Raw genomic sequence first — 20,579 nt, 5'->3', positions numbered from 1 at the left:
ATACCGACCTCAGACGAGATATTTGCCTGCCGGAGGGTCCGATCACCGGACGATCTGCGGCACGGCACCATGGATCCATGAGAGCCGTCGTACAGCGAGTCAGCCGCGCATCGGTCACCGTCGAGGGCGAGGTGGTCGGCGCGATCGAAGAGCCCGGCCTGGTCGTCCTGCTCGGGGTCACCCACGACGACACCGAGGAGAAGGCCGCCGCCTTCGCGAGCAAGATCTGGACCCTGCGCATCCTGCACGGCGAGCGCTCCGCCGCCGACGAGCAGGCGCCCGTCCTCGCCATCAGCCAGTTCACCCTGTACGCCGATACCCGCAAGGGCCGGCGCCCGTCGTGGAACAACGCCGCCCCTGGCCCGGTCTCCGAGCCGCTGTACGACGCGTTCTGCAGCGCGCTCGAGGCGCTCGGCGCCAAGGTCGAGCGCGGCCGCTTCGGCGCCCACATGGACGTCGCCCTGGTCAACGACGGCCCGGTCACCCTCATCCTCGACGCATAAAAGAGCCGGCCCCCGGATCCGTCAGGGATCCGGGGGCCGGGGAGCTCTGCGTCGGTGAGGTTCGACTCAGAAGCGGGTGGGTCAGCTGACCACACCGGCGGCCGAGTGGCCGACGACAACCCTGGTGTTCAGGCTGTAGACGTCGATCACCAGCGCGTTGACCTCGATGTACCGCTGCTGACGCATGACCTGGTTGAAGGTCAGCCGGGCGATACCCGGGATGTTCAGCGTGGAGTTCTCCTTGGTCGGCACGGCGTACGTCTTGTGGCCGACCGTGATGGACGCGATCCGCGCGGACGAGCTGACGCCGCCCTTGCCGTCCTTGGTCTTCCAGGCCGACGCGGACGACTCGATCGCGCCGATGGCCAGGCTGCCGACCTTCACACCCGCGACGTGCGAGGTGAAGTTGATGTACGACTTGTTGGTGCCGATCGCGCCGTTCTTGGTGGTGTAGACGGCGCCGACGTACGCGACCTTCGGGATGTTCAGCTCGCCGATGGCGACCCGGACCGTCTTGCCCTCAGTCCCCTGGCAGGTGGTCTGAAGCGACGTCGGGCCGGAGACGACCAGCTTGTCGACGTTGGCCTTGGTGCCGTACGCGGACCCGATCACCAGCGCGGTGGCCGGCTTCGAGATCTCCGCGCGGGTCTTCAGCACCGCGACGTCGACCCCCTCGGGGATGTACTGGTTCTTCACGTTCGCGTGCAGCACGACGGCCTGCGCGTACGAGTAGATGCCCGACGCGGTCTTCACCCCGCCGACGCGGTTCAGCACGATGTAGCCCAGGCCCGGGACCGCGACCTTGGTGTTCCACTTCGGCTTGAGCAGCGACGGCACCGAGATGGCGCCGATCTTCACGCTCGCGAAGGTGGTGTTGCCGGTGTAGGACAGCTTGCCCTTCGAGTACTTCGCCGTGGTGGTGGTCTTCACACCCGTCAGCGTGAGCAGGTTGCCGACCTTGATGTCGACGGCGGAGGCGTTGCTGGTCACGCCGGTACCGCTCTTGTTGTTGAAGGCGTGCGTTTCCGTCCGCACGGTGCGCGCGATCGCCTGGTTGTTCACGTTCGCCGTGGCGAGATCGTTGCTGTCATGCCTGGTGGCGTCGGTGGTGCAACCGAACTTGCTCATGACCTGCGGGCCGCTGTTGGCCAGACCGGATTCGACGTCGGTGCCGTACGAGTAACCGCTGTATCCGAAAACCGGCGAGGCGGAAGCCGAACCCGAGGTCAGTGCGATCGTAGAAGCCACGCCGACAACCGCCGCAACTCCGACGGCAGCGAGCTTCTTGTATCCGATGCGGGGTCGCATTGACCCCTCCTCCCTGAGTGATGACGTGACCCGCTGGGCGGGTCAGGACACAGACTCAACTCAGGCGATTGCGGTAGGTGACGAGTCGACCTCGCTCCGAGACCAAACCGTTACCTGGCCGCTCGGTGCACGAGATTTTCCACGCGACCCGTAACTCCGGGGTGATGACCAGGAATCCCTGTCTGCACAGCCGGTTCCGGACCTGCCGAAGGGCCCGGACGCGCAAGGTCCGGGCCCTTCGGTGCTTACTTCAGGGTGGGCCACCGAGGGTGGTGGTGGCACCATCAGTAACGAGCGGACGGTCAGACGGTGACGGCCACTTCCGCGACCGCCCCGTACTGCGCGACCACCTGGCGGTCGACCGGGTCGGCCTTCGGCGCCAGCGTCCGCAGCGTCCACTCGCCGGGCTTGGCGAAGAACCGGAAGTGCCCGGTGGCCGAGGTCGGGACCTCGGCGGTGAACTCACCGGTTGCGTCGAGCAACCGGACGTAGGCGTTGCCGACCGGCTCCTCGCCGCGCAGCACCTGGCCCTGGATGACTGCTTCCTTGTCGACGTCGACGCCCTTGAGGTCGAGTCCGCCCTGCTTTGCTCCGCACATGGTCACGCCTTCCCGGGCTCGTCGCCGAGGGCAACGGGTACGCCGACCAGCGAGCCCCACTCGGTCCAGGAACCGTCGTAGTTCTTCACGTTCTGCTGGCCGAGGAGCTCGTGCAGCACGAACCAGGTGTGCGCGGACCGCTCGCCGATCCGGCAGTACGCGATCGTGTCCTTGCCGAAGTCCACGCCGGCGTCGGCGTACAGCTGCTTCAGCTCGTCGTCGGAGCGGAAGGTGCCGTCGTCGTTGGCCGCCTTGCTCCACGGGATGTTCGCGGCGGTCGGGATGTGACCGGCGCGCTGCGCCTGCTCCTGCGGCAGGTGGGCCGGGGCGAGCAGCCGGCCGGCGTACTCGTCCGGGCTCCGGACGTCCACCAGGTTCTTCACGCCGATGGCGTCGCCGACCTCGTCGCGGAACGCGCGGATGTTCAGGTCCGGCGCCTGCGCCTTGTACTCGGTCGCCTCGCGCTTCGCGACCTCGTCGGTCAGCTCGCGGCTGTCCAGCTCCCAGCGCTTGCGGCCGCCGTCGAGCAGCCGGACGTCGCTGTGGCCGTACAGCTTGAAGTACCAGTACGCGTAGGACGCGAACCAGTTGTTGTTACCGCCGTACAGCACGACCGTGTCGTCGTTCTTCACGCCGCGGTCGGACAGCAGCGCCTCGAACTGCTGCTGGTTCACGAAGTCGCGACGGACCGGGTCCTGCAGGTCCTGCTTCCAGTCCAGCTTGATCGCGCCGGCGATGTGGCCGGCGTCGTACGCCGAGACGTCTTCGTCGACCTCGATCAGGACCACGGTCGGGTCGGACTTGTGCTCCTCGACCCAGTCGGCCGAGACGAGCGCGGATTCCCTGCTCATGTGTGCTGCCTCTCAGTTGGTAGCGGTGGTTGGCGTACGAATGCGGTGGATCAGCAGATAGGCCTCGCAGCCGAGGCAGAGCCCGACGGCCGCGTTCACGAACGCGGCGACCAGGGCGAATCCGGTGGCGACCACGCCCAGCACGGTCACGCCGGTCAGGTACCCGACCAGACCGAGGACCGCGAAGCCGAGGCCGACCAGCTGGGCGAACCGCGGCGGGGCCGCGTCCTCCAGCTCCTTCGGCGGGGCCAGCCGGGGCCGGACCAGCCGTTTGAACAGCCACCCGTACGGCGATGCCTGGACGCCGAACGCGACCGAGATCGCGAACACGACGGCCTGCACCGCGAGCGGCCAGGGGTTGTTCAGGACGAGCGTCGACGCCAGGACGACCGTGGTCACCCCCGCCGCGAACCTGAGTCCGCGCGGATCGACCTTGGCTGCCGTCTGTTGTTCGGACATGACAACTCCCGGTGCAGGAGGGTGTCGAGCCGGAAACCGCCCGGGTACGCGGGAGGCGACGTACGCGGAACCGTGCTCAGCGACCGGTTCCGCAGCGCTCGGGACGCCGCCTGGTCAGCGGCGACGACACAGCGACGAGCGCATCCGGCAGTTGTCCACTGCCCTGCGCTTGGTCAGCCATGTCGTATAAACCACGCCTTGAGAGTACGGAACGTGGCTGGGCCTGCTGCCAGTTGTCCCATTGGCTGAGACAACTGGTCAGATAGTGGACTCGGCGAGTGGACTAGGTGCGGACGACGTTGGTCTCGGCCACCTTGTCGTGCAGCGCCTGCTTCTTGTCGTCCCAGAGCGGCCACAGGTCGTTGATCAGTCCGAGGAAGCTGAACAGCGTCCCGACGACCGGGATCACGGCAAGCAGGCTGATCCCCATGTAGAGGCCGTACCGCTTGAGCACGGCGACGCCCGGCGGGTTGCCGGGGCGGTCGCGCAGCCGGACGGCGATCCCGAGTGCCATCTTGCCCGGCGTCGCGCCCTTCTTGGTGAGGAAGAGGTACTCGTAGGCGAAGCTGACCAGCAGGCCGAGAGCGACGATCGGGATCATCCACTGGTACGCCTCGGACGGCAGGCCGAACGACGTCGGCGGCGTACCGGACGAGCTGGCGTCGACGGTGTCGTTGAAGTAGTCGAGGACGACCTGGAAGTACCGGTAGTAGAAGTACCCGGTCAGCGGCAGCGCGATGAGGCCGGCGAGCAGGCCGTCGATGACGCGGGCCCAGACCCGGCGCCACCAGCCGGAGAGCAGCTGCCCGTCCGGAGTCGTGTGCACCGCCTTGCCGGGGTAGCCGTAACCCGGACCGGGGTAGCCCGGCTGCTGCTGGTGCGGACCGTACTGCCCGTACTGCGGTTGGCCGTACTGCTGCCCGTACTGCGGCGCCTGCTGGCCGTACTGCGGAGCTTGCTGGCCGTACTGCGGAGCTTGCTGGCCGTACTGCGGGATCCGCTGGCCGTACTGCGGCGGCTCCTCCTGCTGCGGCGGCTCCTGACCGTACTGCGGGAACTGACCCGCTCCGCCGCCGTACACCTGTCCGTGCTGCGCCGGCGCTGGTCCCTGCTGCGGGCGGCGCTGCTCCATCCACGTGCTGCCGTCCCAATAACGCTGCTGGGACGGGTCCTGGGGGTCGTCGTACCAACCGGCTGGATTGCTCACCGGCAAAGTCTCGCGTACGGAGGGGCGCAACGGCTATTCGGTGGCACGTAACGGACGCGAGTCAGCTGGCCTGCCGGTCGATCGCGGTCGCCAGCGCGGCGATCACGTCGGGCTTCCGGGGCGCACCGCTGGCGCGTTTCACGACTGCTCCGGTGCTGTCCAGCACGAGCGTCGTCGGCGTCCGCAGGATGTCGAGCCGCCGGACCAGGTCCAGGTGGGACTCCGCGTCCAGCTCGACGTGCCGAACCCCTTCGACCATGCCCTCGACCTCGGCCAGCGTCCGCCGGGTCGCCCGGCAGGGCGCACAAAAGGCCGAGGAGAACTGCAGCAGCGTCGCCCGCTCCCCGAGCTCGCCGCCGACCTCCGCAGCCGTCAGCCGCTCCACGTCGTCCTCGCCCTTCCCCCGGAACCGTCCGTCGATCCAGGCCTTGAGCACGCTGAGCACCAGGCCGGCGGCGACCGCCGCGACCAGGACCCACGCTCCGAGACTCACAATCATCCACGGTACGACTGCCCGTTCGGTATTCAACTGCCCGTTTCACGCCTCGGACGGGACAATAGGGCGGTGGAGAGTGGATTGGAGGTCCGGTCGGGGGTGGTGATCCCGGACGCGGAGCTGGGTTGGCGGTTCTCGCGGTCCGGTGGACCGGGTGGGCAGTCGGTGAACACCACGGACAGCCGCGTCGAGCTGAGCTTCGACGTGGCGGCTACGACGGCGCTGAGCGACGTACTGAAGGCCCGTGCGCTCGAGCGGCTGCAGTCGCGGCTGGTCGACGGGGTCGTGACGATCGCTGCGTCGGAGTACAAGTCGCAGTGGCGCAACCGGGAGGCCGCCCGGGAGCGGCTGGCCGAGCTGATCCGGGAGGCGATCGCTCCCCCGCCCAGGAAGAGGCGGCCGACCAAGCCGAGCAAGGCGTCGGTGCGGCGCCGGCTGGACGACAAGAAGCGCAGGGGCCAGACGAAGAAGCTCCGCGGCCGGCCGCGGGACTAGGGCGGCCCTCTGGCTGGTTAGTCTTACCGCCGTGCAGGAAACGGGGAGCGGGGGAGCTGGGCAGGAGCCGGAGGAGGAGGAGCTCGGCGAACTGCAGGACCTGAAGGTGCGCGGCCGGTCCGTGCGGACCTGGGCGATCAGCGCCGGCGCCGTACTGCTGGCCATCTCCGCGGCCTTCGGCGGGCTCAAGAAGGCGGGTGACGAGACCCCGCGGGTGGACGCCGGTACCGCGATCGACGCCGGCCAGTTCGAGGTCACCATCCAGCGCGTGGTCACCGTGAAGGACCTCAAGCCGCTGTTCACGCCGGACGACGGCGGAGCGCTGATCGCGGTCGTGACGAAGCTCAAGCTCACCGACGACCTCGGTACGACGCCGCCCGCCGACCTGATCCGGCTGATCGGCGTACCGGGGATCAAGGACGACGAGCCGCCGCTCGGCACCACCAACCTGCGCGACGAGACGATGAGCCCGGTACTGACCCCGGACGCCGGCGAGGACGTCGCGTACGTGTGGAAGTTGCCCAAGGCCAAGGAACTGCCGACCGAGGTCAAGCTGACCGTGCAGGGCTACGAGCACGAGGACGAGTCGCTCCTGGACCACCACGAGAAGTGGCTGCCGGACAAGCTCGTCGCGGACAGCACGGTCAAGGTGAAGGACAACACCAAGTGACCGGCCGGAAGGTGCTGAACACCGGGCTGACGCTGGCCGTGCTGGTCGCGATCGTCGGGCTCTACCGGTTCACGCCCACGCAGAAGGACATCCAGGAACCCGTGCCGGTGAAGGGGATCGTCGGCCGCGCGGTCAAGACGCCGCGGTTCGACCTGACCGTCGAGGACGTCCAGGTCGGCAAGAAGCTCCGGGTGCCGCACTCGACGCCGGACCGCGACTCGCTGACCGACTTCGTGGTGGTCAACGCGGTCCTCACCGCCACCCGGGAACCGATCCACATCAACTCCGTCCGGATCAAGTCGTCCGACGGCGTGGTCTACCTCGGCTCGAACCGCAACGGCCTGAACGAGGTCGACCTGACCGGCGCCGAGCTGGCGCCGGACATCCCGGTACGCGGGTCGTTCGTGGTCGAGATGCCGGCCGACAAGGTGCCGGGGGCAACGTTGCAGGTGATGGAGAAGGCGATCCTGAACGACCTCGAGCCGCAGGCCACCGTCCCACTCGGCCCGGACGCGCCCGCGGTGAAGGACGTCGTGACCTTGACCCCGGCGAGCGACACGTGAGCGGCGCGCGCCGGGCCAGGCGCGGGTGGTTCCGCAAGAACGGTGCCGCGTTCGCGACGCTGGTGCTGGCGATCCCGCTGGCCGGTTGGTGGACCACCCGGAGCGACTACAAGTCCTGGTACGACAACGAGCCCCGCGATCCGGTGAACGTCGCGGCGGGCGGTACGTCGTACAACGGCGCCACCTGGTACGCCGCGAGCCTCGAGGAGAACCCCCAGCCGTCCAAGGACGGGCTACCTGACGAGCTGCCGGAGGGCACCACGCGGATCCGGGTGTACTTCCGGCTGAAGATCGACAAGGCCTCAGCCCTGGAGGGTCTCGGCGGGTGCCAGATACACCTGCGGGCGCCGGACGGCCGGGTGTGGGACGAGACCGCAGTCGCCGACGCCTACCAGGACCGGCCGACCGGGTGCACCGGCGGGTACGACGACAAGCCGCAGAGCTTCCGGGGTCCGCTCGCGCAGTACTACGTCAAGCCGACGCCGGGCAAGCCGTTCGAGACGGTGGCGGTGTTCGTCGTACCGAAGTCGGTGGCCGGGTCGGTGCAGCCGACGATCACCTGGGCGACGAAGCTTCCTCAGTACCTGGCATTCCAGAGGTAGCGGCGCTCAGGTCGGTGACGCCCTGATCGCCTTCCGGCTGCTGGTGCACCGCGTGGGTACGGCTCAGGTAGCCGGCGACGCCGCCGATCATCCGGTCGTACGCCGCGGCCAGCAGGCTGACCTGGAGCATGATCTTCAGCCCGTCGGTGACCAGGTTGAGCGGCTCGTCGATGACCAGCCAGAACTGCAGCGTGTGCGGGCCGAGCACCCACAGCTTGAGCATGATCCAGACCGCGCTCGCCGCGAACGTGACGATCGCCCAGGCGAGGAAGTAGCCGAGCATCGGCCGCAGGCCGGACCGGACCACCAGGCGGAACGCGTCGACGACCGGAGTCCAACGGTCCTTCCAGTCGGCAACGACCGAGTTGCCGGCCGCGCGGACGAACCGCGGCGTCTGCTGCCAGCGGTGCGTGATCCGGTCGAACCGCCACCGCGGTTTCTCCAGCTTCTGGACCGCGCGGCCGTAGATGACCGCGGTCATGGTGATCCACATCAGCGGGAGGACGGCGGCGCTCCACAGGTCACCGATGCCGGCCGCCACGAACCCGGTGACGGCGTCCCAGACCTCGCGGACCTGGCTGACGCCGAGCAGGTGGTCGAGAACCCAGAGGTAGGAGTCGTGGATCCACTGCCAGACCACGCGCTCCTCGAGCCACGACTTCGGCGACGGGATGAACGCGGCGGCCTGGTACGCGACGACGAACAGCCAGAGGGCTTCGAGGTACGTGACGAACAGCCGGCGGACCGGGCCCTCCTTACCCTTGCGCCACTTCTTGAACAGCAGCCGGAGCAGGTACGCCGTGACGCCGAGGCCGATGAACAACCAGGTGGAGAGCGTCTGCAGGCCCTCGGAGTCCTGTGGCGCCGTACCGCCGTTGAAGATAGTGGCCGCGGTCTCGTTCACCTTGTGGACGGCGAGTTGGTACTCGTAATCGAGCGCTTCGTTCTGAAGGAACTTGTATGCGGCGTAGAACGCGAGGAACGGGAGCAGCGCGACGGTCAACGCGTCCAGCGGGCGATGCTCCTTGCCCGGCTCGACCCCGTCCGGGGCGAGGACGCCTTCGTTGACAGCGCGGCGGTGGAAGGGGAGCTCGCCGCGCAGTACCAGAAACATGGTGACGTACATCGCAAGCGAGACGACCACGAGCAACGCGAGCACGGCGATACCTGCGGCTTGCGCCTTGGCGCCGGCCTCGACCGCAACCCACTGGAGCCCGCGGTGCGCGAGCTGGGCGACGAGAAAGACGGCGAACAGGCGCGGCCAGGCCTTCCCGAACAAGACCCCCGCGCGCCCCACCGTAGTGAGCAACGTCCCCGACTCCATCGCCACGGCGAAGAATGTACCTTCCCCGAGGTCCCCTCCGTGCCGCGCTGTGCCGGGCTGTGCGGGGGGCTCAGCCGGGGGCTCAGCCTGGGGCTCAGCCGCCGGCGAAGGGTGGGAGGGCGTCGACCTGGGCGCCTGCCGCGAGCAGCGTGCTCGGCTCGGCGCGTTCGCCGTCGAGGAGGAACGTGCAGATGGACAGCACCCGTGCGAGCTCGGGCCGATCGGCCGACACCGTCGTGACGAGCTCGCGGATCGAGCCGGCCTCGGCGGTGGCCGAGGACGCACCCGCGGCCGAGCGCGCGGCAGCGAAGTACCTGATGGTGACTTCCGGCATGTGGTCGGACGCCTCACTAATCGGTTAAGTCTTCGGCTATTATGTCAGCTTGCTGTTGCACCCAGTGTGTCTCAGGCCCCCGGCAACGACGCCGCCGGGGCCTGACGTGCAGGAGGACCGGATCGCGTCCATCGGATCCGATGACCAGCATTTGGAGACCGCGTGAGCACCTTGCTGCTGCTGACGAACGCGCTGCAGGCCTCCGCGGAGGTGCTGCCGTCGCTGGCCCTGCTCCCGCACCAGATCCGGATCCTGTCCGCCGAGGTGGCCGCTCTGGTCGACGCGCCGGACGCGGATGCCGTTCTCCTCGACGCCCGCCGTGACCTGGTCGCCGTCCGGAGCGTGTCCCGGCTGATCCGGACCACCGGTATCGACGTACCGCTGATCCTGGTCGTCACCGAGGGCGGCCTGACCGCGGTGAACGCGGACTGGGGCGCCGACGACGTACTTCTCGACACCGCCGGCCCGGCCGAGATCGAGGCCCGGCTCCGGCTGGTGATCGGCCGGCTGGCCGCGGTCCGCAACGACGAGCCCGAGTCCAGCCTGATCCGCAGCGGCGACGTGGTCATCGACGAGGCGTCGTACACCGCGAAGCTGAACGGGCGCGCGCTCGACCTGACCTACAAGGAGTTCGAGCTCTTCAAGTTCCTCGCGCAGCACCCCGGCCGGGTGTTCACCCGCGAGCAGCTCCTCCAGGAAGTCTGGGGCTACGACTACTTCGGCGGCACCCGCACGGTCGACGTCCACGTCCGCCGCCTGCGCGCGAAGCTCGGCCCCGAGCACGAGTCGCTGATCGGCACCGTCCGCAACGTCGGCTACCGCTTCGTCGTCCCGCCGTCCGCCGCGCGCGAACCGGTCGAGTCCACGGCTTAGCCGAATCCTCGGCGCGCCCTTCAGAAGAAGAACTTCACCAGTACGTACAGCAGGGCGGCCGCCGTCGTCAGCGACGCGATCACCGTCCCGAACCCGCGCCGGAACGCCGCAACGAAAGCGCCGAAGGTGATCGGCACCAGCATCACGAGCAGCGTCACTCCCGCCGCGTGCACACCCACGTGGCCCTGGGCGCTGAGCACCAGCCCCACCACGAACGCGAACGTCAGCCCCAGCCAGGAACTGGTCTGAACCGGTCCGTCCTCGGCTTCGAGGGCGTCGTTCTCGGTGATGCCGTACGCGCCGTCCACCACCCCGCCGGCCCGCTCGTCCATGCGCCGTCCGCGATGCGACGCCCGCGTCGCGCGCCGATGCGAAGTAGGAGCAACGTGCGCCATCGCTCACCTTCCGTAAAGAACCGAGTACGCAAGGTACCAGTCACCCCGACGGAACAACAACGCCGCCCAGAACCCCGTCTCGGCTGAAATGGTCCCGAAGGTCCCGACATGTAGCCCTGTGTGGGAGGACGAGGAAGGGACAAGCAGGTGGCTGACGATCACCGGCAGCGCTTCGAAGCCTTGTACGCCGCGACGCTGCCACAGGTGCTCGGCTACGCGCTCCGGCGGTGTGACAACGCCGAGGACGCTGCCGACGTAGCCGCCGAGACGTTCGCGATCGCGTGGCGGCGGCTGAGCGCCGTACCGGACGGGGACGAGGCCAGGCTCTGGCTGTATGGCGTGGCCCGCAAGGTCCTGGCGAACCACCGCCGCCGGGCCGGCCGTCGGCGGGACCTGTCCGCCAGGCTGGCTGCGGAGGTTGCGGAGGTTTACGAAGAGCAGCCCCGAGACGACGGCGAGCTCGCGGTCGTCGGCCGCGCATTCCGCGCCTTGCCGCCCGCGGACCGCGAGTTGCTGTCCCTGGTGGCCTGGGAAGGTCTCGGCACCGGCGAGATCGCCACGGTACTGGGCTGCTCGCGCAACGCCGTCCGCATCCGGCTGCACCGCGCCCGGCGACGGCTCTCCCACGCACTCTCCAACGCCAGCGAACCGACAACTACTGCGAGGACCCCATGACCGCCAATCATCCGCTGGACAGCCGGATCGGGGCGTTGGCCCGCGTCCGCGACGACGACCTGGTCGACATCGCCGGCACCCCGGCCGCGCAGGAGCTGTTGTTCGGCATCACCACCGCAGGCAGCGAAGATCGTGCAGCGGGTCGGCTCGCGGCACCGGATCCGACCGCTCGTCGCCGCCGTCGGACAGCTCTCGCCGCTGGCTTGCTGGTGGCGGCCAGCACGGCCGCCGTCGTCGGGCCGATCCTTGGTGACGGCGTGGGCGGCGCGTCGTCGTACGCCAACTCGGCCATCGAGGTGACGCGGGACGGTGACGACTTCGTCGCCAGAATCAAGGACCCGTACGCCGATCACGACCGCTACACCGAGGCGTTCCGTGCCGTGGGCAAGGATCTGGACCTGGAATTCGTACCGGTCGCACCGATCCACGTCGGACAGCTGATCTCGATGGATACCGAGCCGAACCAGCCGGCGGAGGTGCGGTCCGATCTCGTCGGCACTGGTCCGGGAGCAGTCGACTGCGTGGTGACGCCGGCGCGCTGCATGATCGTCATCCGAATCTCGACCGACACGGCTGCCACTGTCAGTCTGACCTTCGGGCGGGCCGCACGACCCGGCGAACGCCTCCAGGATCCGTCCCGTCCTCGGATGCCGTCCACCGGCTCGACCGCGTCGACCTCAGGTGGCGGGAGCGGTACGGGCGGGGGCGGTGGCCGGTGAGCCGCCTGACGCGGATCGCACTGTGGGCCACGATCGCTGTCGGCGCCGCCGGCCTGTCAGCCAGCACCGCGGTCCAGGCCACCACCGCAGTCCACGCCAGCACCGCAGTCCACGCCAGCACCGCTCCGCCGAGTCCGACAGCCCACGCTGCGACCAGCCGTCCGGTTCGTACGGCCGCGGGGCTTTCGGTCACCACCGCGGAACCGTCGTTCACGGGTCAAGCGGTCCATGCTTCGGAGCCGCTGAGGGTTCGACTGCCGACGGGAGACACGGTTCTGACGGACCGTGGACTGACCCACTTCGACTTCACGCCGGGTCCCGGCCGCGCCAAGGTGCCGTACCGGATCACCTCGGTCGGTGGCCGCCACTACGTCCTTCCCGCCGATGCAACGTCCGCAATCGCTACCGGAACGGCGAGCCTCGACGACTTCGAACTGACCCACCTGCACGCCTACAAGACCACCTCAACCCGGTCCACTGGGGCCGGAAGCACCGGAGTCCGTGGCGCCGGGGTCCGGGACACCGGGGTCCGGGACACGGGGGACGGCGCCGGTGCGGCGGTGTTGACGATCCGGTATCGGGATCGCGCCGGCCGGCCAGCCAACGAGGCTATGACGTTCCTCTTCGGTGTCCATTCGAACGTGATCCGCCTCGTGCAGCCCGGCCCCGACGGCACGGCAAAGGTCGAGCTCCCCGTCGGTCAGTACTCGATGGAGACCACGGTGGACACCCCCGTCGCAGGGACCGACGAGCGCAGCACCAGCCTGATGCTGAACCCGGCTCTCGAGGTCACCGCGGACACCACCGTCGTCGCCGACGCGAGGGTCGCGAGACCGGTCACGGTCGCCGTACCCGATCCGGGTGCCGCCCTGCAGACCATGACCGCGAACTACTGGCGGCGCACCGATCGTGGGCCGGTGATCACGACGATCGGCAGCCAATCGGGCCTGTACACCGCGCAGATCGGCCCCGCGCTCCCCGCGGATCACCTCAGGTCTGCGATCGCCGCGTACTACTCCGATCCGGCGAAGAACACCGTGTACGCCGCCGCCTGGCCCGAAGACGGCCGCCTCGTCACCGGATTCCGCCGGGTCGTGCGCGAGGCGGACCTGAGCACTGTCCGGGCTGCCCACGGCGCGGTGGTCCCAGGGCGGCCGGCGGCGAAGAGCAGCATCTTCGAGTTACCGCCGTACGGCAGGTTCGGGCACGTGGCGGATGCGGTGACAGCCCCGTTCACCCGCATCGAGCGCTACGCGGGACCGGTCCGCTGGGCCAATCAGCTGACCGAATTCACCCCCGGGGATCCGGAGCCCGAAGCAATCGTCAGCCAACAGCAGTCGCCGGCCCCTTATCGCGCCGGGCATCGGTACAGCGAGCGGTGGAACGTCGCCGGCTTCACCCCCGAGGCAGGAGTCACGCGTCTCGGAGACACGATGACGGTCGCGCCCCGGCTGTACGGCGATCTGAGCGGGCATGCCGGTACGTCGTCGTACCGCAAGGTCCGGCTCGTCCTGACGCGTGATGGTGTGCAACTCGGCGGCTCGGATCAACTGGAACACAACGCGTTCGAGGTGCCGGGAGGCTCCGCGCAGTTCCGCCTGACCGTGCACGCCGAGCGAGACTTCACCACGCTGGCGACCGCGGTCAGCACGACGTGGACCTTCCGGTCGTCGTCTCAGTCGTCGCCGAACGCGCAAACCCCGATCCGCCTACCGTCCGTCCGTTTCCTGCCGCCGCTGGATCTCCGCAATGAGCCGATCAAGGGTGCGCCGCGCCCGGTCGGTGTCGAGTCCACGGCTGCGCTGCGCAGCCTTCGGGTCAGGGTGTCCTTCGACCGCGGCGTCACCTGGAGCCGCGTACGCGTCGTCGGCTCCGGGCGCTCCCGTTTCGCGCTGGTTCGGTATCCGCACGGCCCCGGGACGGCCTCGTTGCGAGCCGAAGCGACCGCCACGGACGGCGCCACTGTCGACCAGACGGTCGTCAACGCATACCGCCTGCCCTGATCCCGTCCGGGCCGGTATGCCTAGCGGTGAGGCATACCGGCCCAGCGGGATCGACTGCTCAGGAGCCGACCGAGATCTCAGGAACCGCGAGTGCTCACGAACCGCGAGATCTCAGGAACCGATCGAGATCCGGTCTGTCGGGACCGGCGTGTACGGGTCGTGCGCGGTCAGGTAGTTCGCGAATGCGTCGATGTCGAGCCCGCCGAACACCTTGTTCGTCGCCGTTGTGAAGGCCGGGAAGCCGTCACCGCCGTCGGACAGGAAGTTGTTCGTGACGATCCGGTACGACGTCCCGTCCACCAGCGGCTGCCCACCGATCTTGATCGACCCGGCGACGACCTTCGACCCCGCCGCGGCGGCCGGGTTCCAGGTGTAGGTGATCCCCGCGACCTGCAGCACCTTGAACTTCGGCGCGTCCGGACCGTTCAGCCCGGAGAACTGCTGCTCCAGCAGCGCCTTGATCTGCGCGCCGGTCATGTCCATCGAGACCAGGAAGTTGTTGAACGGCTGCACGGTGAACGCGTCCCCGAAGGTCACCTCACCGCCGGTCGACGCCAGGTCGGCGCGGATCCCGCCCGGGTTCATGAAGGCCGCGACCGGCGTCTTCCCGCCCGAGACGACCGTCGGGTCGGCCAGCTGCGCATCCGCGATCAGGTTGCCCAGCGGCGACTCCAGCGAGTCGTCCGGCGTACGGACGACCGACGGAGTGGTGATGTGGCCGATCACCTTGTTCTTGATCGGGGCCACCAGCGCGTTGTACTTCGCGATCAGGTCGCTGGTCCGCTGGTCCGGCACCACGTCCCGGGTGACGATCTGGTTGTTCGCCAGCGTGTTCACCCGGTCGACGTCACCGGTCGCGTTGTCGACGCTCAGCCGGACCTCGGTGACCAACCGGCCAAACGAGGACGCGCTGGTGACGAGTCGCGGCTTGCCGGCCTTGTCCGGCAGGGAGCAGTTGTACGCCTGGTGGGTGTGCCCCGAGACGATCGCGTCGATCTCCGGGTCCAGGCCGGCGTTGATGTCGACGACCGGACCGGAGATGCCCGGGCAGCTGTTGTACGCCTTCGGGTCGGCCGGGAAGCCGCCCTCGTGCAGCAGCACGACGATCGACTTCACGCCCTTCTTCTTCAGCACCGGGACCAGCGCGTTCGCGGTCTCGACCTCGTCCTTGAAGGTGAGGCCCGCGACGCCGGACTTGGTGACGATGTTCGGCGTGTTCTCCAGCGTCATCCCGATGAAGCCGACCTTCTGGCCGTCCGCGAAGGTCTTGATCGAGTAGGGCGCGAACAGCGTCCGCTGGGTGTTCTCGAAGAACACGTTCGCCGAGAGGTACTTGAACTTGGCGCCCGGGAACGGGTGCTCCAGGTCCGGGCAGGAGTTCTGGTTGTTCGCCCCGTCGCCGTCCGGCAGGCAGCCGCCGGTCTGCATCCGGAGCAGCTCGTGCCACCCCTCGTCGAACTCGTGGTTGCCCACCGACGCAACCTCGAGACCCATCCCGTTCAGCGCCTCGATCGTCGGCTCGTCGTGGAACGCGGCCGACAGCAGCGGCGAGGCGCCGATCAGGTCACCGGCCGCGACCGTCACCGAGTCCTGCCCCTTGGCCTTGGCAGCCGCGCGCAGCTGCTTCAGGTGCGTCGCGAGATACACCGCGCCGCCGGCCGGTACGCCGTTGATGTTGCCGCCCGAGCCGGTCGCCGGCTCCAGGTTGCCGTGGAAGTCGTTGATCGCCAGCAACTGGATCTGCGTGTGCGTCGGCTTCGGCTTCCTCGCCTGGGCCGCCTTGGCCTGGATCGCCTGTACCTCGTCCAGGTACATCTGGGAAACGTCGGATTGCGCCACGATCGGCTGCGGTGCGGCTGCGGCTGCGGCTGCTGCCCGCGGTGCCTGTGCCGCCGTACCCGACTGCGTCGTACCGGCTGCCTGGGTCACGGATCCCCCCGCGGCCATGGCGAGCACCGCGGCCGTCCCGGCGGCGACCAGGCCGGCCACCCGCCGTCCGCCCAGCCGCGTCCTGTCTCGTCCTGTCAAGGCCATCTCTGCTCCGTTGCTCCGTCGTCTCGGTCACCGCGGTAGCGGTGGTGCCGCTTTTCGTCGCGGTCCCGGAAAGTTACCCGGATGTGCACGACCCGGCCAAGGACCTGAGCATGAACTGAGTAGGACCTTTTACGGTACTCACGTGACTCTCGAAGCCGTTCCCTCACCGTTGCCCCCGGCCACCGCGGCCGCCGTCACGCAGCTCGCTCGCGCGACCGCGCACAGCGACGGCGTCAATCCGCTGTCCGAACGTACCCTGCTCCACCTCGACGGCGAGCACCCGGACGACCTCCACGTCCTCGCGTACGAGGGCGAACCAGGCACGATCGAGGTCACCGGCCTGCAGAGCGCCCGCAACCTGGTCGGGTACGGCGCCCTGTCACCGGACGGGTCAGCCGAGCTGTTCGTCGGCCCGGAGGCTCGACGGAAGGGCTACGGTACGGCGCTGTTGCGCATGCTGCTCGACCACGGCGGCCTGCGGACGCACGTGTGGGCACACGGGCGGCTGCCCGGGGCGGATGAGCTGGCGGAGCGGCTGGGGCTCGAGGTCACGCGGGAGCTGTACTTCCTCCGCCGTACGAGAGCCGAGCTGCCGGACCCGGTGTGGCCGGACGGTATCGCCGTACGCACTTTCGTTCCTGGACAGGATGACGCGGCGTGGCTGGAGGTGAACGCGGCAGCCTTCGCCGACCACCCAGAACAAGGCAGCTGGACCGCCGCGGACCTCGCAGAGCGCCTGCAACAGCCATGGTTCGACCCTGAGGGCTTCTTCCTCGCCGTTGACGAGAGCAACAACACCATCGCCGGCTTCCACTGGACCAAGGTCGAGAACGACGAAGGCGAGGTCTACGTAGTAGGCGTCTCCCCCACCCACCAAGGCCTCGGCCTAGGCAAAGCCCTGACCCTCCAAGGCCTCCACCACCTCCAAGAAACCCGCCACCTGAACACCATCACCCTCTACGTAGACGGCACCAACAAAGCCGCCCACCACCTCTACACCACCCTCGGCTTCACCACAGCCGCCCTAGACGTCCAATACACCCCCACCCCCGCCCACCCGAGCGACGGGCCTGAGTGACGGCCTGAGTGACGGCGGGCCCGAGTGACGGCGGGCCGAGTGACGGCGGGCCGAGTGACGGCGGGCCCGACTGACGGCAAGAGCCGGGTGACGGCGGGAGCCGGGTGACCATGTGAACGACCTCACACCGCACTCAACCCCTCACCCCGCGTCATAACCCCCACCCCACCCCGTCCCACCCCTACCAGGAGCCGACCGCGCCACAAACCCCCCAGCCGGCCGGCTCCTGGCCCCACTTATCCACAACCCCCACCTTCCGCCCCCACCTCCACCCCCCGGACCCGACTACCATCAAGTCGACTACGGAGAGGTGACAAAGGTGACTAACCGCAACAGGCAGCCGTCTCTGCTCCTGACCTGCCTGACGACGGCCGTCCTGACAGCTGCCTGCACCTCCGGCAGCCCCGAAGCCGGCCACCCCGACACCGCGCCCCCGCCAAGCTCAAGCGATACTTCCGAAAGCACGCCATCAGGTAGCCCCAGCTCGACCCCGTCTGCTCCGGCAAGCGCTCCGCCCACACGCCCGGCGGCCGCGGATGGGCTAACCCTCGGCGCAGCGGAGGCTTTCTATCGGTACTACATCGATCTCAAGAACTACGCGGCCGCGACCGGAGACACCGCGGCACTGCTCTCTGCCAGCGAGTCTGGGTGCGAGGGATGTAACGACTACGCCCAGTACGTGGCGAAAGTAAACGAGGCCAACGGCGGCATCAGCGGGGACTACCGGGAACGTGTCAAGGACGTCTCTCAGCTCGTCCGTGGATCGACCGGGCGGGTAGGTGGCTCCGCCGTCATCGCGGTTGGAACCTTCACCACGAAGAACTCACCGACGTCGAAACCCATCATCTCCAAGCCGGCGGAGTACACGGACACGATCTCCCTGTCGCCGAAGGGCCAGAACTGGGTGATGTACGAGATGTTGTTCGAGGAACGATGAGCCGCCTCGCGTCGATCATCCTGGCGGCGGCAACGGCAGGAACGTTGCTCGGAGTGCAAGTCGCCGCGTTGTCCACTTCGGCAGCAGCGACCGGCCCGAACTCGACTCCGGCGCCAACGATCACCGGGAACACGACGACATCGGGCATCCAGTTGCGTGGACGCCAATCCAAGAAGTCGCGTCTCGATGTCGGCACACCTGTCGGGACACCGCACCGCAAGAAGACGACCGGGACCCCCTCGTTGCATCGTCCAGAGATGTCGAGCGTCACGACGGCGTCGTCCACGAGGCGGAAGACAACCCGGCTGAACATCGGCATGTGCGGCAGAGAACAGAACGACGGCACCATTCCAGGTCCTACCAGGTGCCAGCCTTACCAGCCGGATCGGCCGCAACAACCCGAGAAGCCCACCCAGACGGCAGTCACCCGGCAGCGCATTCCACAGCCGCAGGAAGTGACGTGGGAGCAGGTCCTCACCGAGAGCAAGGATGTCCTGTTTCCGGCCCTGACTGTCAAGGTGCAGCCGAGGGAGCGAACCCTCGTCAATCTGGACACCATCGTGTACACCGACGACAACGGGGTGACTGCGAACTGGGTTCGCGTGCTCGGGTTTCCCGTCCTGGTCGAAGCAACCCCGGTGAAGTACCTCTGGACGTTCGGTGACGGGTCGAGGCTTGCCACTCTGAAGGCCGGCCGGCCTTATCCGGCGAAGGACATCACGCACAAGTACATGAAACGTGGCTCGGTCGGTTTGACCGTCACGGTCATCTATACCGCGCGATTCTTCGTCGGCGGCGCAGGCTGGCGAACCGTTGCCGGCACGATCCCAGTCACCGGTCCGGTGACCCCTCTCCTGGTTCGGGAGGCGGTGCCTGTGTTGGTGGGGCCTGGGGGTTAGTGGAGGGCTTTGCGGAGGTGGGTTGTTAGGTGGGTGTGGGCCTCGCGGGTGGTGCCGGGGAGGGTTAGGAGGTTGGCGTAGCCGTGGGTTAGGGCGGGGTGGTGGGCGTGGGTTACCTGGTTGCCGGCGGCTGTTAGGGCCTGGGCGTACGCGATGCCTTCGTCTCGGAGGGGGTCGAAGCCTGCTGTGGTCAGGTAGGTGGGGGGTAGGTCGGAGAGGTCTTCGGCTCGGAGGGGGGAGACGATCGGGTCGGGGCGGATGGTGGGGTCGGGGGTGTAGTGATCTCGGTACCAGATGATGTCGTGCTCGGTGAGGATGAAGCCCTCCGAGAAGAGGTCCCGGCTGGGGCGGCGGGCTACCAGGTCGACCGCCGGGTAGATGAGGACCTGGAGTGCTGGGCGCGGCAGACCGCGCCATACGCATTGCTGGGCGACCACCGCGGCCAGGTTGCCGCCGGCGCTGTCGCCGCCTACTGCGATGAGGTCCGGGTCTACGCCTAGGTCTTCCGCGTGGTCGACCGCCCAGGTGAACGCCGCGATCGCGTCCTCGGCTGCGGTCGGAGCTGGGGCCTCCGGTGCCAGGCGGTAGTCGACCGAAAGCACCTTGATACCGGCATCCGCCGCGATCGCCCGGCAAAGGCCGTCGTGTGTCTCCAGGTCACCAACAACCCACCCACCCCCATGGAAGAACACAAGCAACCCACCAGGTCCATCGCTCCGCCCCCGCCGCGGCGGTACGCCGGTCCGCTCGCCCTCCTCACCCGCCCCAACTGGCGCCGGCCGGTCACCCACCTGACCCCCCTCACCCGAAGTCGAGCGCGACACATCCGCCCCGGCACCCACCTCAGCCGAAGCCGAGTGCGGCACATCCGTCCGGGCATCGGCCTCAACCGAAGCCGGGAGCGAACCGGACGGCCGCGCATCCGCCTCACCCGGAGCCGAGCTCGGCACATCCCTCCCGGCATCCGCCTCAGCCGCGGCCGAGCGCGGTCCGTCCGACCGGTCACCCGGCTGACCGCTCTCGCCTGAAGTCGATCGTGATCCAGCCAGCCGCGCACCCGATTCAGCCGGAGTCGAGCGCGATCCGGACGACCGGTCACCCGCATCGGCCGGAGTCGGGCGCGAACCGGACGGCCGGAGACCCACCTCGGTCGGGCGGGGTACGTATAGGCGGGCTCCCAGTTGGCCTGCTGCGCCCTTCACGGTTAGGGCGGTTACTCGGTGTAGTTCGGTGGGGGTGCCGGAGACGAGGTTGGTGAGGGTTCGGAGGTGGGTGCGAGCCGTCGCGGCGTCGGATTTTGTTGTGTGGGGCAACAACGACTCGACGCGGAGGAGGAGTTGGAGCTCGGGGTCGAGGGTGTTGCCGTCGATCTGGATCGGGGTGCCGGCCAGGCGCCGGCGGACCGTGGTGGGGAGGGCGTACAGCGGGGTCAGAGCGTTCGTCTGTACGGCCGAGAGCGCGCCGCGGAGTACCGATTCCAGTCGTGGATTCACAAGAACCGACGCTAGCAACCGCACCCCTGCGTGTAGGCAACGAAAACGTCACACCGGCCAAT

At 68.5% G+C, this 20,579-nt stretch carries 23 protein-coding genes; 12 read left to right on the top strand and 11 right to left on the bottom strand.

Annotation, left to right across the window (positions count from 1 at the left end; all coding sequences use genetic code 11):
* Window positions 1-77 precede the first annotated feature (77 nt).
* Window positions 78-503 (top strand): D-aminoacyl-tRNA deacylase, encoded by a 426-nt coding sequence (dtd, locus tag AB0E69_RS16290; RefSeq protein ID WP_360145394.1) that lies wholly within the window; start codon window positions 78-80, stop codon window positions 501-503.
* Window positions 504-584: 81 nt separating this feature from the next.
* Here the strand turns inward: dtd and AB0E69_RS16285 are convergent, their stop codons facing one another.
* From AB0E69_RS16285 to AB0E69_RS16260, 6 genes are all read right to left on the bottom strand, one after another.
* Window positions 585-1,751: a choice-of-anchor P family protein gene (locus AB0E69_RS16285; RefSeq protein WP_360145391.1), complete on the bottom strand. Its 1,167-nt coding sequence runs from the start codon at window positions 1,749-1,751 to the stop codon at window positions 585-587.
* Between the two features lie 362 nt (window positions 1,752-2,113).
* Window positions 2,114-2,410, bottom strand: a complete 297-nt coding sequence (locus AB0E69_RS16280; RefSeq protein WP_360145388.1) for a DUF1416 domain-containing protein — start codon at window positions 2,408-2,410, stop codon at window positions 2,114-2,116.
* A gap of 2 nt (window positions 2,411-2,412) precedes the next feature.
* Window positions 2,413-3,261 (bottom strand): sulfurtransferase, encoded by an 849-nt coding sequence (locus AB0E69_RS16275; protein WP_360145385.1) that lies wholly within the window; start codon window positions 3,259-3,261, stop codon window positions 2,413-2,415.
* A 12-nt stretch (window positions 3,262-3,273) separates the two neighbouring features.
* The gene (locus tag AB0E69_RS16270; protein ID WP_360145382.1) at window positions 3,274-3,720 is read right to left on the bottom strand and encodes a DUF4395 domain-containing protein; all 447 of its coding nucleotides are present in this window, start codon (window positions 3,718-3,720) and stop codon (window positions 3,274-3,276) included.
* Window positions 3,721-4,003: 283 nt separating this feature from the next.
* The gene (locus AB0E69_RS16265; protein ID WP_360145379.1) at window positions 4,004-4,927 is read right to left on the bottom strand and encodes an RDD family protein; all 924 of its coding nucleotides are present in this window, start codon (window positions 4,925-4,927) and stop codon (window positions 4,004-4,006) included.
* A gap of 61 nt (window positions 4,928-4,988) precedes the next feature.
* Window positions 4,989-5,426: a thioredoxin family protein gene (locus AB0E69_RS16260; RefSeq protein WP_360145376.1), complete on the bottom strand. Its 438-nt coding sequence runs from the start codon at window positions 5,424-5,426 to the stop codon at window positions 4,989-4,991.
* A 66-nt stretch (window positions 5,427-5,492) separates the two neighbouring features.
* Here AB0E69_RS16260 and arfB point away from each other — a divergent pair, with 66 nt between their 5' ends.
* The 4 genes from arfB to AB0E69_RS16240 are packed head-to-tail and all read left to right on the top strand — an operon-like array spanning window position 5,493 to window position 7,753.
* On the top strand, window positions 5,493-5,918 hold the full coding sequence (arfB, locus tag AB0E69_RS16255) for an alternative ribosome rescue aminoacyl-tRNA hydrolase ArfB (RefSeq protein ID WP_360145373.1): 426 nt from the start codon (window positions 5,493-5,495) through the stop codon (window positions 5,916-5,918).
* A gap of 31 nt (window positions 5,919-5,949) precedes the next feature.
* A complete protein-coding gene (locus AB0E69_RS16250) occupies window positions 5,950-6,588 on the top strand; it encodes a hypothetical protein (RefSeq protein ID WP_360145370.1) in 639 nt (212 codons plus the stop codon).
* Complete coding sequence (locus AB0E69_RS16245) at window positions 6,585-7,151, top strand: hypothetical protein (protein WP_360145367.1); 567 nt, start codon at window positions 6,585-6,587, stop codon at window positions 7,149-7,151. The genes AB0E69_RS16250 and AB0E69_RS16245 overlap by 4 nt, the downstream gene beginning before the upstream one ends.
* The gene (locus AB0E69_RS16240) at window positions 7,148-7,753 is read left to right on the top strand and encodes a hypothetical protein (RefSeq protein WP_360145364.1); all 606 of its coding nucleotides are present in this window, start codon (window positions 7,148-7,150) and stop codon (window positions 7,751-7,753) included. The genes AB0E69_RS16245 and AB0E69_RS16240 overlap by 4 nt, the downstream gene beginning before the upstream one ends.
* Here AB0E69_RS16240 and AB0E69_RS16235 read toward each other — a convergent pair.
* Both AB0E69_RS16235 and AB0E69_RS16230 read right to left on the bottom strand, forming a co-directional pair.
* Window positions 7,707-9,077, bottom strand: coding sequence for a hypothetical protein (locus AB0E69_RS16235; RefSeq protein WP_360145966.1), 1,371 nt, complete (start codon window positions 9,075-9,077; stop codon window positions 7,707-7,709). The genes AB0E69_RS16240 and AB0E69_RS16235 overlap by 47 nt on opposite strands.
* A gap of 94 nt (window positions 9,078-9,171) precedes the next feature.
* A complete protein-coding gene (locus AB0E69_RS16230) occupies window positions 9,172-9,411 on the bottom strand; it encodes a MoaD/ThiS family protein (protein WP_360145361.1) in 240 nt (79 codons plus the stop codon).
* Between the two features lie 162 nt (window positions 9,412-9,573).
* Here AB0E69_RS16230 and AB0E69_RS16225 point away from each other — a divergent pair, with 162 nt between their 5' ends.
* The gene (locus AB0E69_RS16225) at window positions 9,574-10,284 is read left to right on the top strand and encodes a response regulator transcription factor (RefSeq protein WP_360145358.1); all 711 of its coding nucleotides are present in this window, start codon (window positions 9,574-9,576) and stop codon (window positions 10,282-10,284) included.
* A gap of 20 nt (window positions 10,285-10,304) precedes the next feature.
* On the opposite strand, the gene AB0E69_RS16220 is transcribed toward AB0E69_RS16225, so the two are convergent.
* Window positions 10,305-10,679, bottom strand: a complete 375-nt coding sequence (locus AB0E69_RS16220) for a hypothetical protein (protein ID WP_360145355.1) — start codon at window positions 10,677-10,679, stop codon at window positions 10,305-10,307.
* A gap of 147 nt (window positions 10,680-10,826) precedes the next feature.
* Here AB0E69_RS16220 and AB0E69_RS16215 point away from each other — a divergent pair, with 147 nt between their 5' ends.
* From AB0E69_RS16215 to AB0E69_RS16205, 3 genes are read left to right on the top strand one after another with little or no spacing between them, the layout of a single operon-like run.
* Window positions 10,827-11,354, top strand: a complete 528-nt coding sequence (locus tag AB0E69_RS16215; protein WP_360145352.1) for an RNA polymerase sigma factor — start codon at window positions 10,827-10,829, stop codon at window positions 11,352-11,354.
* On the top strand, window positions 11,351-12,073 hold the full coding sequence (locus AB0E69_RS16210; protein WP_360145349.1) for a hypothetical protein: 723 nt from the start codon (window positions 11,351-11,353) through the stop codon (window positions 12,071-12,073). The genes AB0E69_RS16215 and AB0E69_RS16210 overlap by 4 nt, the downstream gene beginning before the upstream one ends.
* On the top strand, window positions 12,070-14,076 hold the full coding sequence (locus AB0E69_RS16205) for a hypothetical protein (protein WP_360145346.1): 2,007 nt from the start codon (window positions 12,070-12,072) through the stop codon (window positions 14,074-14,076). Before AB0E69_RS16210 ends, AB0E69_RS16205 begins: the two co-directional genes overlap by 4 nt.
* Window positions 14,077-14,187: 111 nt before the next feature.
* Here the strand turns inward: AB0E69_RS16205 and AB0E69_RS16200 are convergent, their stop codons facing one another.
* On the bottom strand, window positions 14,188-16,110 hold the full coding sequence (locus AB0E69_RS16200) for a bifunctional metallophosphatase/5'-nucleotidase (RefSeq protein WP_360145343.1): 1,923 nt from the start codon (window positions 16,108-16,110) through the stop codon (window positions 14,188-14,190).
* A gap of 142 nt (window positions 16,111-16,252) precedes the next feature.
* Between AB0E69_RS16200 and mshD the strand changes: the two genes are divergently transcribed.
* The 3 genes from mshD (at window position 16,253) to AB0E69_RS16185 (ending at window position 19,024) form a co-directional block, all read left to right on the top strand.
* Complete coding sequence (gene mshD / locus AB0E69_RS16195) at window positions 16,253-17,188, top strand: mycothiol synthase (RefSeq protein WP_360145340.1); 936 nt, start codon at window positions 16,253-16,255, stop codon at window positions 17,186-17,188.
* A gap of 319 nt (window positions 17,189-17,507) precedes the next feature.
* The gene (locus AB0E69_RS16190) at window positions 17,508-18,125 is read left to right on the top strand and encodes a DUF6318 family protein (protein ID WP_360145337.1); all 618 of its coding nucleotides are present in this window, start codon (window positions 17,508-17,510) and stop codon (window positions 18,123-18,125) included.
* Window positions 18,122-19,024, top strand: coding sequence for a hypothetical protein (locus tag AB0E69_RS16185; RefSeq protein WP_360145334.1), 903 nt, complete (start codon window positions 18,122-18,124; stop codon window positions 19,022-19,024). The genes AB0E69_RS16190 and AB0E69_RS16185 overlap by 4 nt, the downstream gene beginning before the upstream one ends.
* Here AB0E69_RS16185 and AB0E69_RS16180 read toward each other — a convergent pair.
* Complete coding sequence (locus AB0E69_RS16180) at window positions 19,021-20,517, bottom strand: alpha/beta hydrolase fold domain-containing protein (RefSeq protein WP_360145331.1); 1,497 nt, start codon at window positions 20,515-20,517, stop codon at window positions 19,021-19,023. The genes AB0E69_RS16185 and AB0E69_RS16180 overlap by 4 nt on opposite strands.
* Between the last annotated feature and the right edge of the window lie 62 nt (window positions 20,518-20,579).

It is taken from the genome of Kribbella sp. NPDC026611 (genome assembly GCF_040638345.1).
In the GTDB taxonomy this organism is placed as follows: Bacteria; Actinomycetota; Actinomycetes; order Propionibacteriales; family Kribbellaceae; genus Kribbella.
This window is presented reverse-complemented; position numbering and strand designations above follow the sequence as displayed.

What these genes read in the sequence shown, in the direction of transcription:
- dtd (WP_360145394.1), top strand. Translation starts at nt 78, where the DNA reads ATGAGAGCCGTCGTACAGCGAGTCAGCCGCGCATCGGTCACCGTCGAG.
- AB0E69_RS16280 (WP_360145388.1), bottom strand. Translation starts at nt 2,410, where the DNA reads ATGTGCGGAGCAAAGCAGGGCGGACTCGACCTCAAGGGCGTCGACGTC.
- AB0E69_RS16275 (WP_360145385.1), bottom strand. Translation starts at nt 3,261, where the DNA reads ATGAGCAGGGAATCCGCGCTCGTCTCGGCCGACTGGGTCGAGGAGCAC.
- AB0E69_RS16270 (WP_360145382.1), bottom strand. Translation starts at nt 3,720, where the DNA reads ATGTCCGAACAACAGACGGCAGCCAAGGTCGATCCGCGCGGACTCAGG.
- AB0E69_RS16260 (WP_360145376.1), bottom strand. Translation starts at nt 5,426, where the DNA reads ATGATTGTGAGTCTCGGAGCGTGGGTCCTGGTCGCGGCGGTCGCCGCC.
- AB0E69_RS16235 (WP_360145966.1), bottom strand. Translation starts at nt 9,077, where the DNA reads ATGGAGTCGGGGACGTTGCTCACTACGGTGGGGCGCGCGGGGGTCTTG.
- AB0E69_RS16230 (WP_360145361.1), bottom strand. Translation starts at nt 9,411, where the DNA reads ATGCCGGAAGTCACCATCAGGTACTTCGCTGCCGCGCGCTCGGCCGCG.
- AB0E69_RS16220 (WP_360145355.1), bottom strand. Translation starts at nt 10,679, where the DNA reads ATGGCGCACGTTGCTCCTACTTCGCATCGGCGCGCGACGCGGGCGTCG.
- AB0E69_RS16210 (WP_360145349.1), top strand. Translation starts at nt 11,351, where the DNA reads ATGACCGCCAATCATCCGCTGGACAGCCGGATCGGGGCGTTGGCCCGC.
- AB0E69_RS16200 (WP_360145343.1), bottom strand. Translation starts at nt 16,110, where the DNA reads ATGGCCTTGACAGGACGAGACAGGACGCGGCTGGGCGGACGGCGGGTG.
- AB0E69_RS16185 (WP_360145334.1), top strand. Translation starts at nt 18,122, where the DNA reads ATGAGCCGCCTCGCGTCGATCATCCTGGCGGCGGCAACGGCAGGAACG.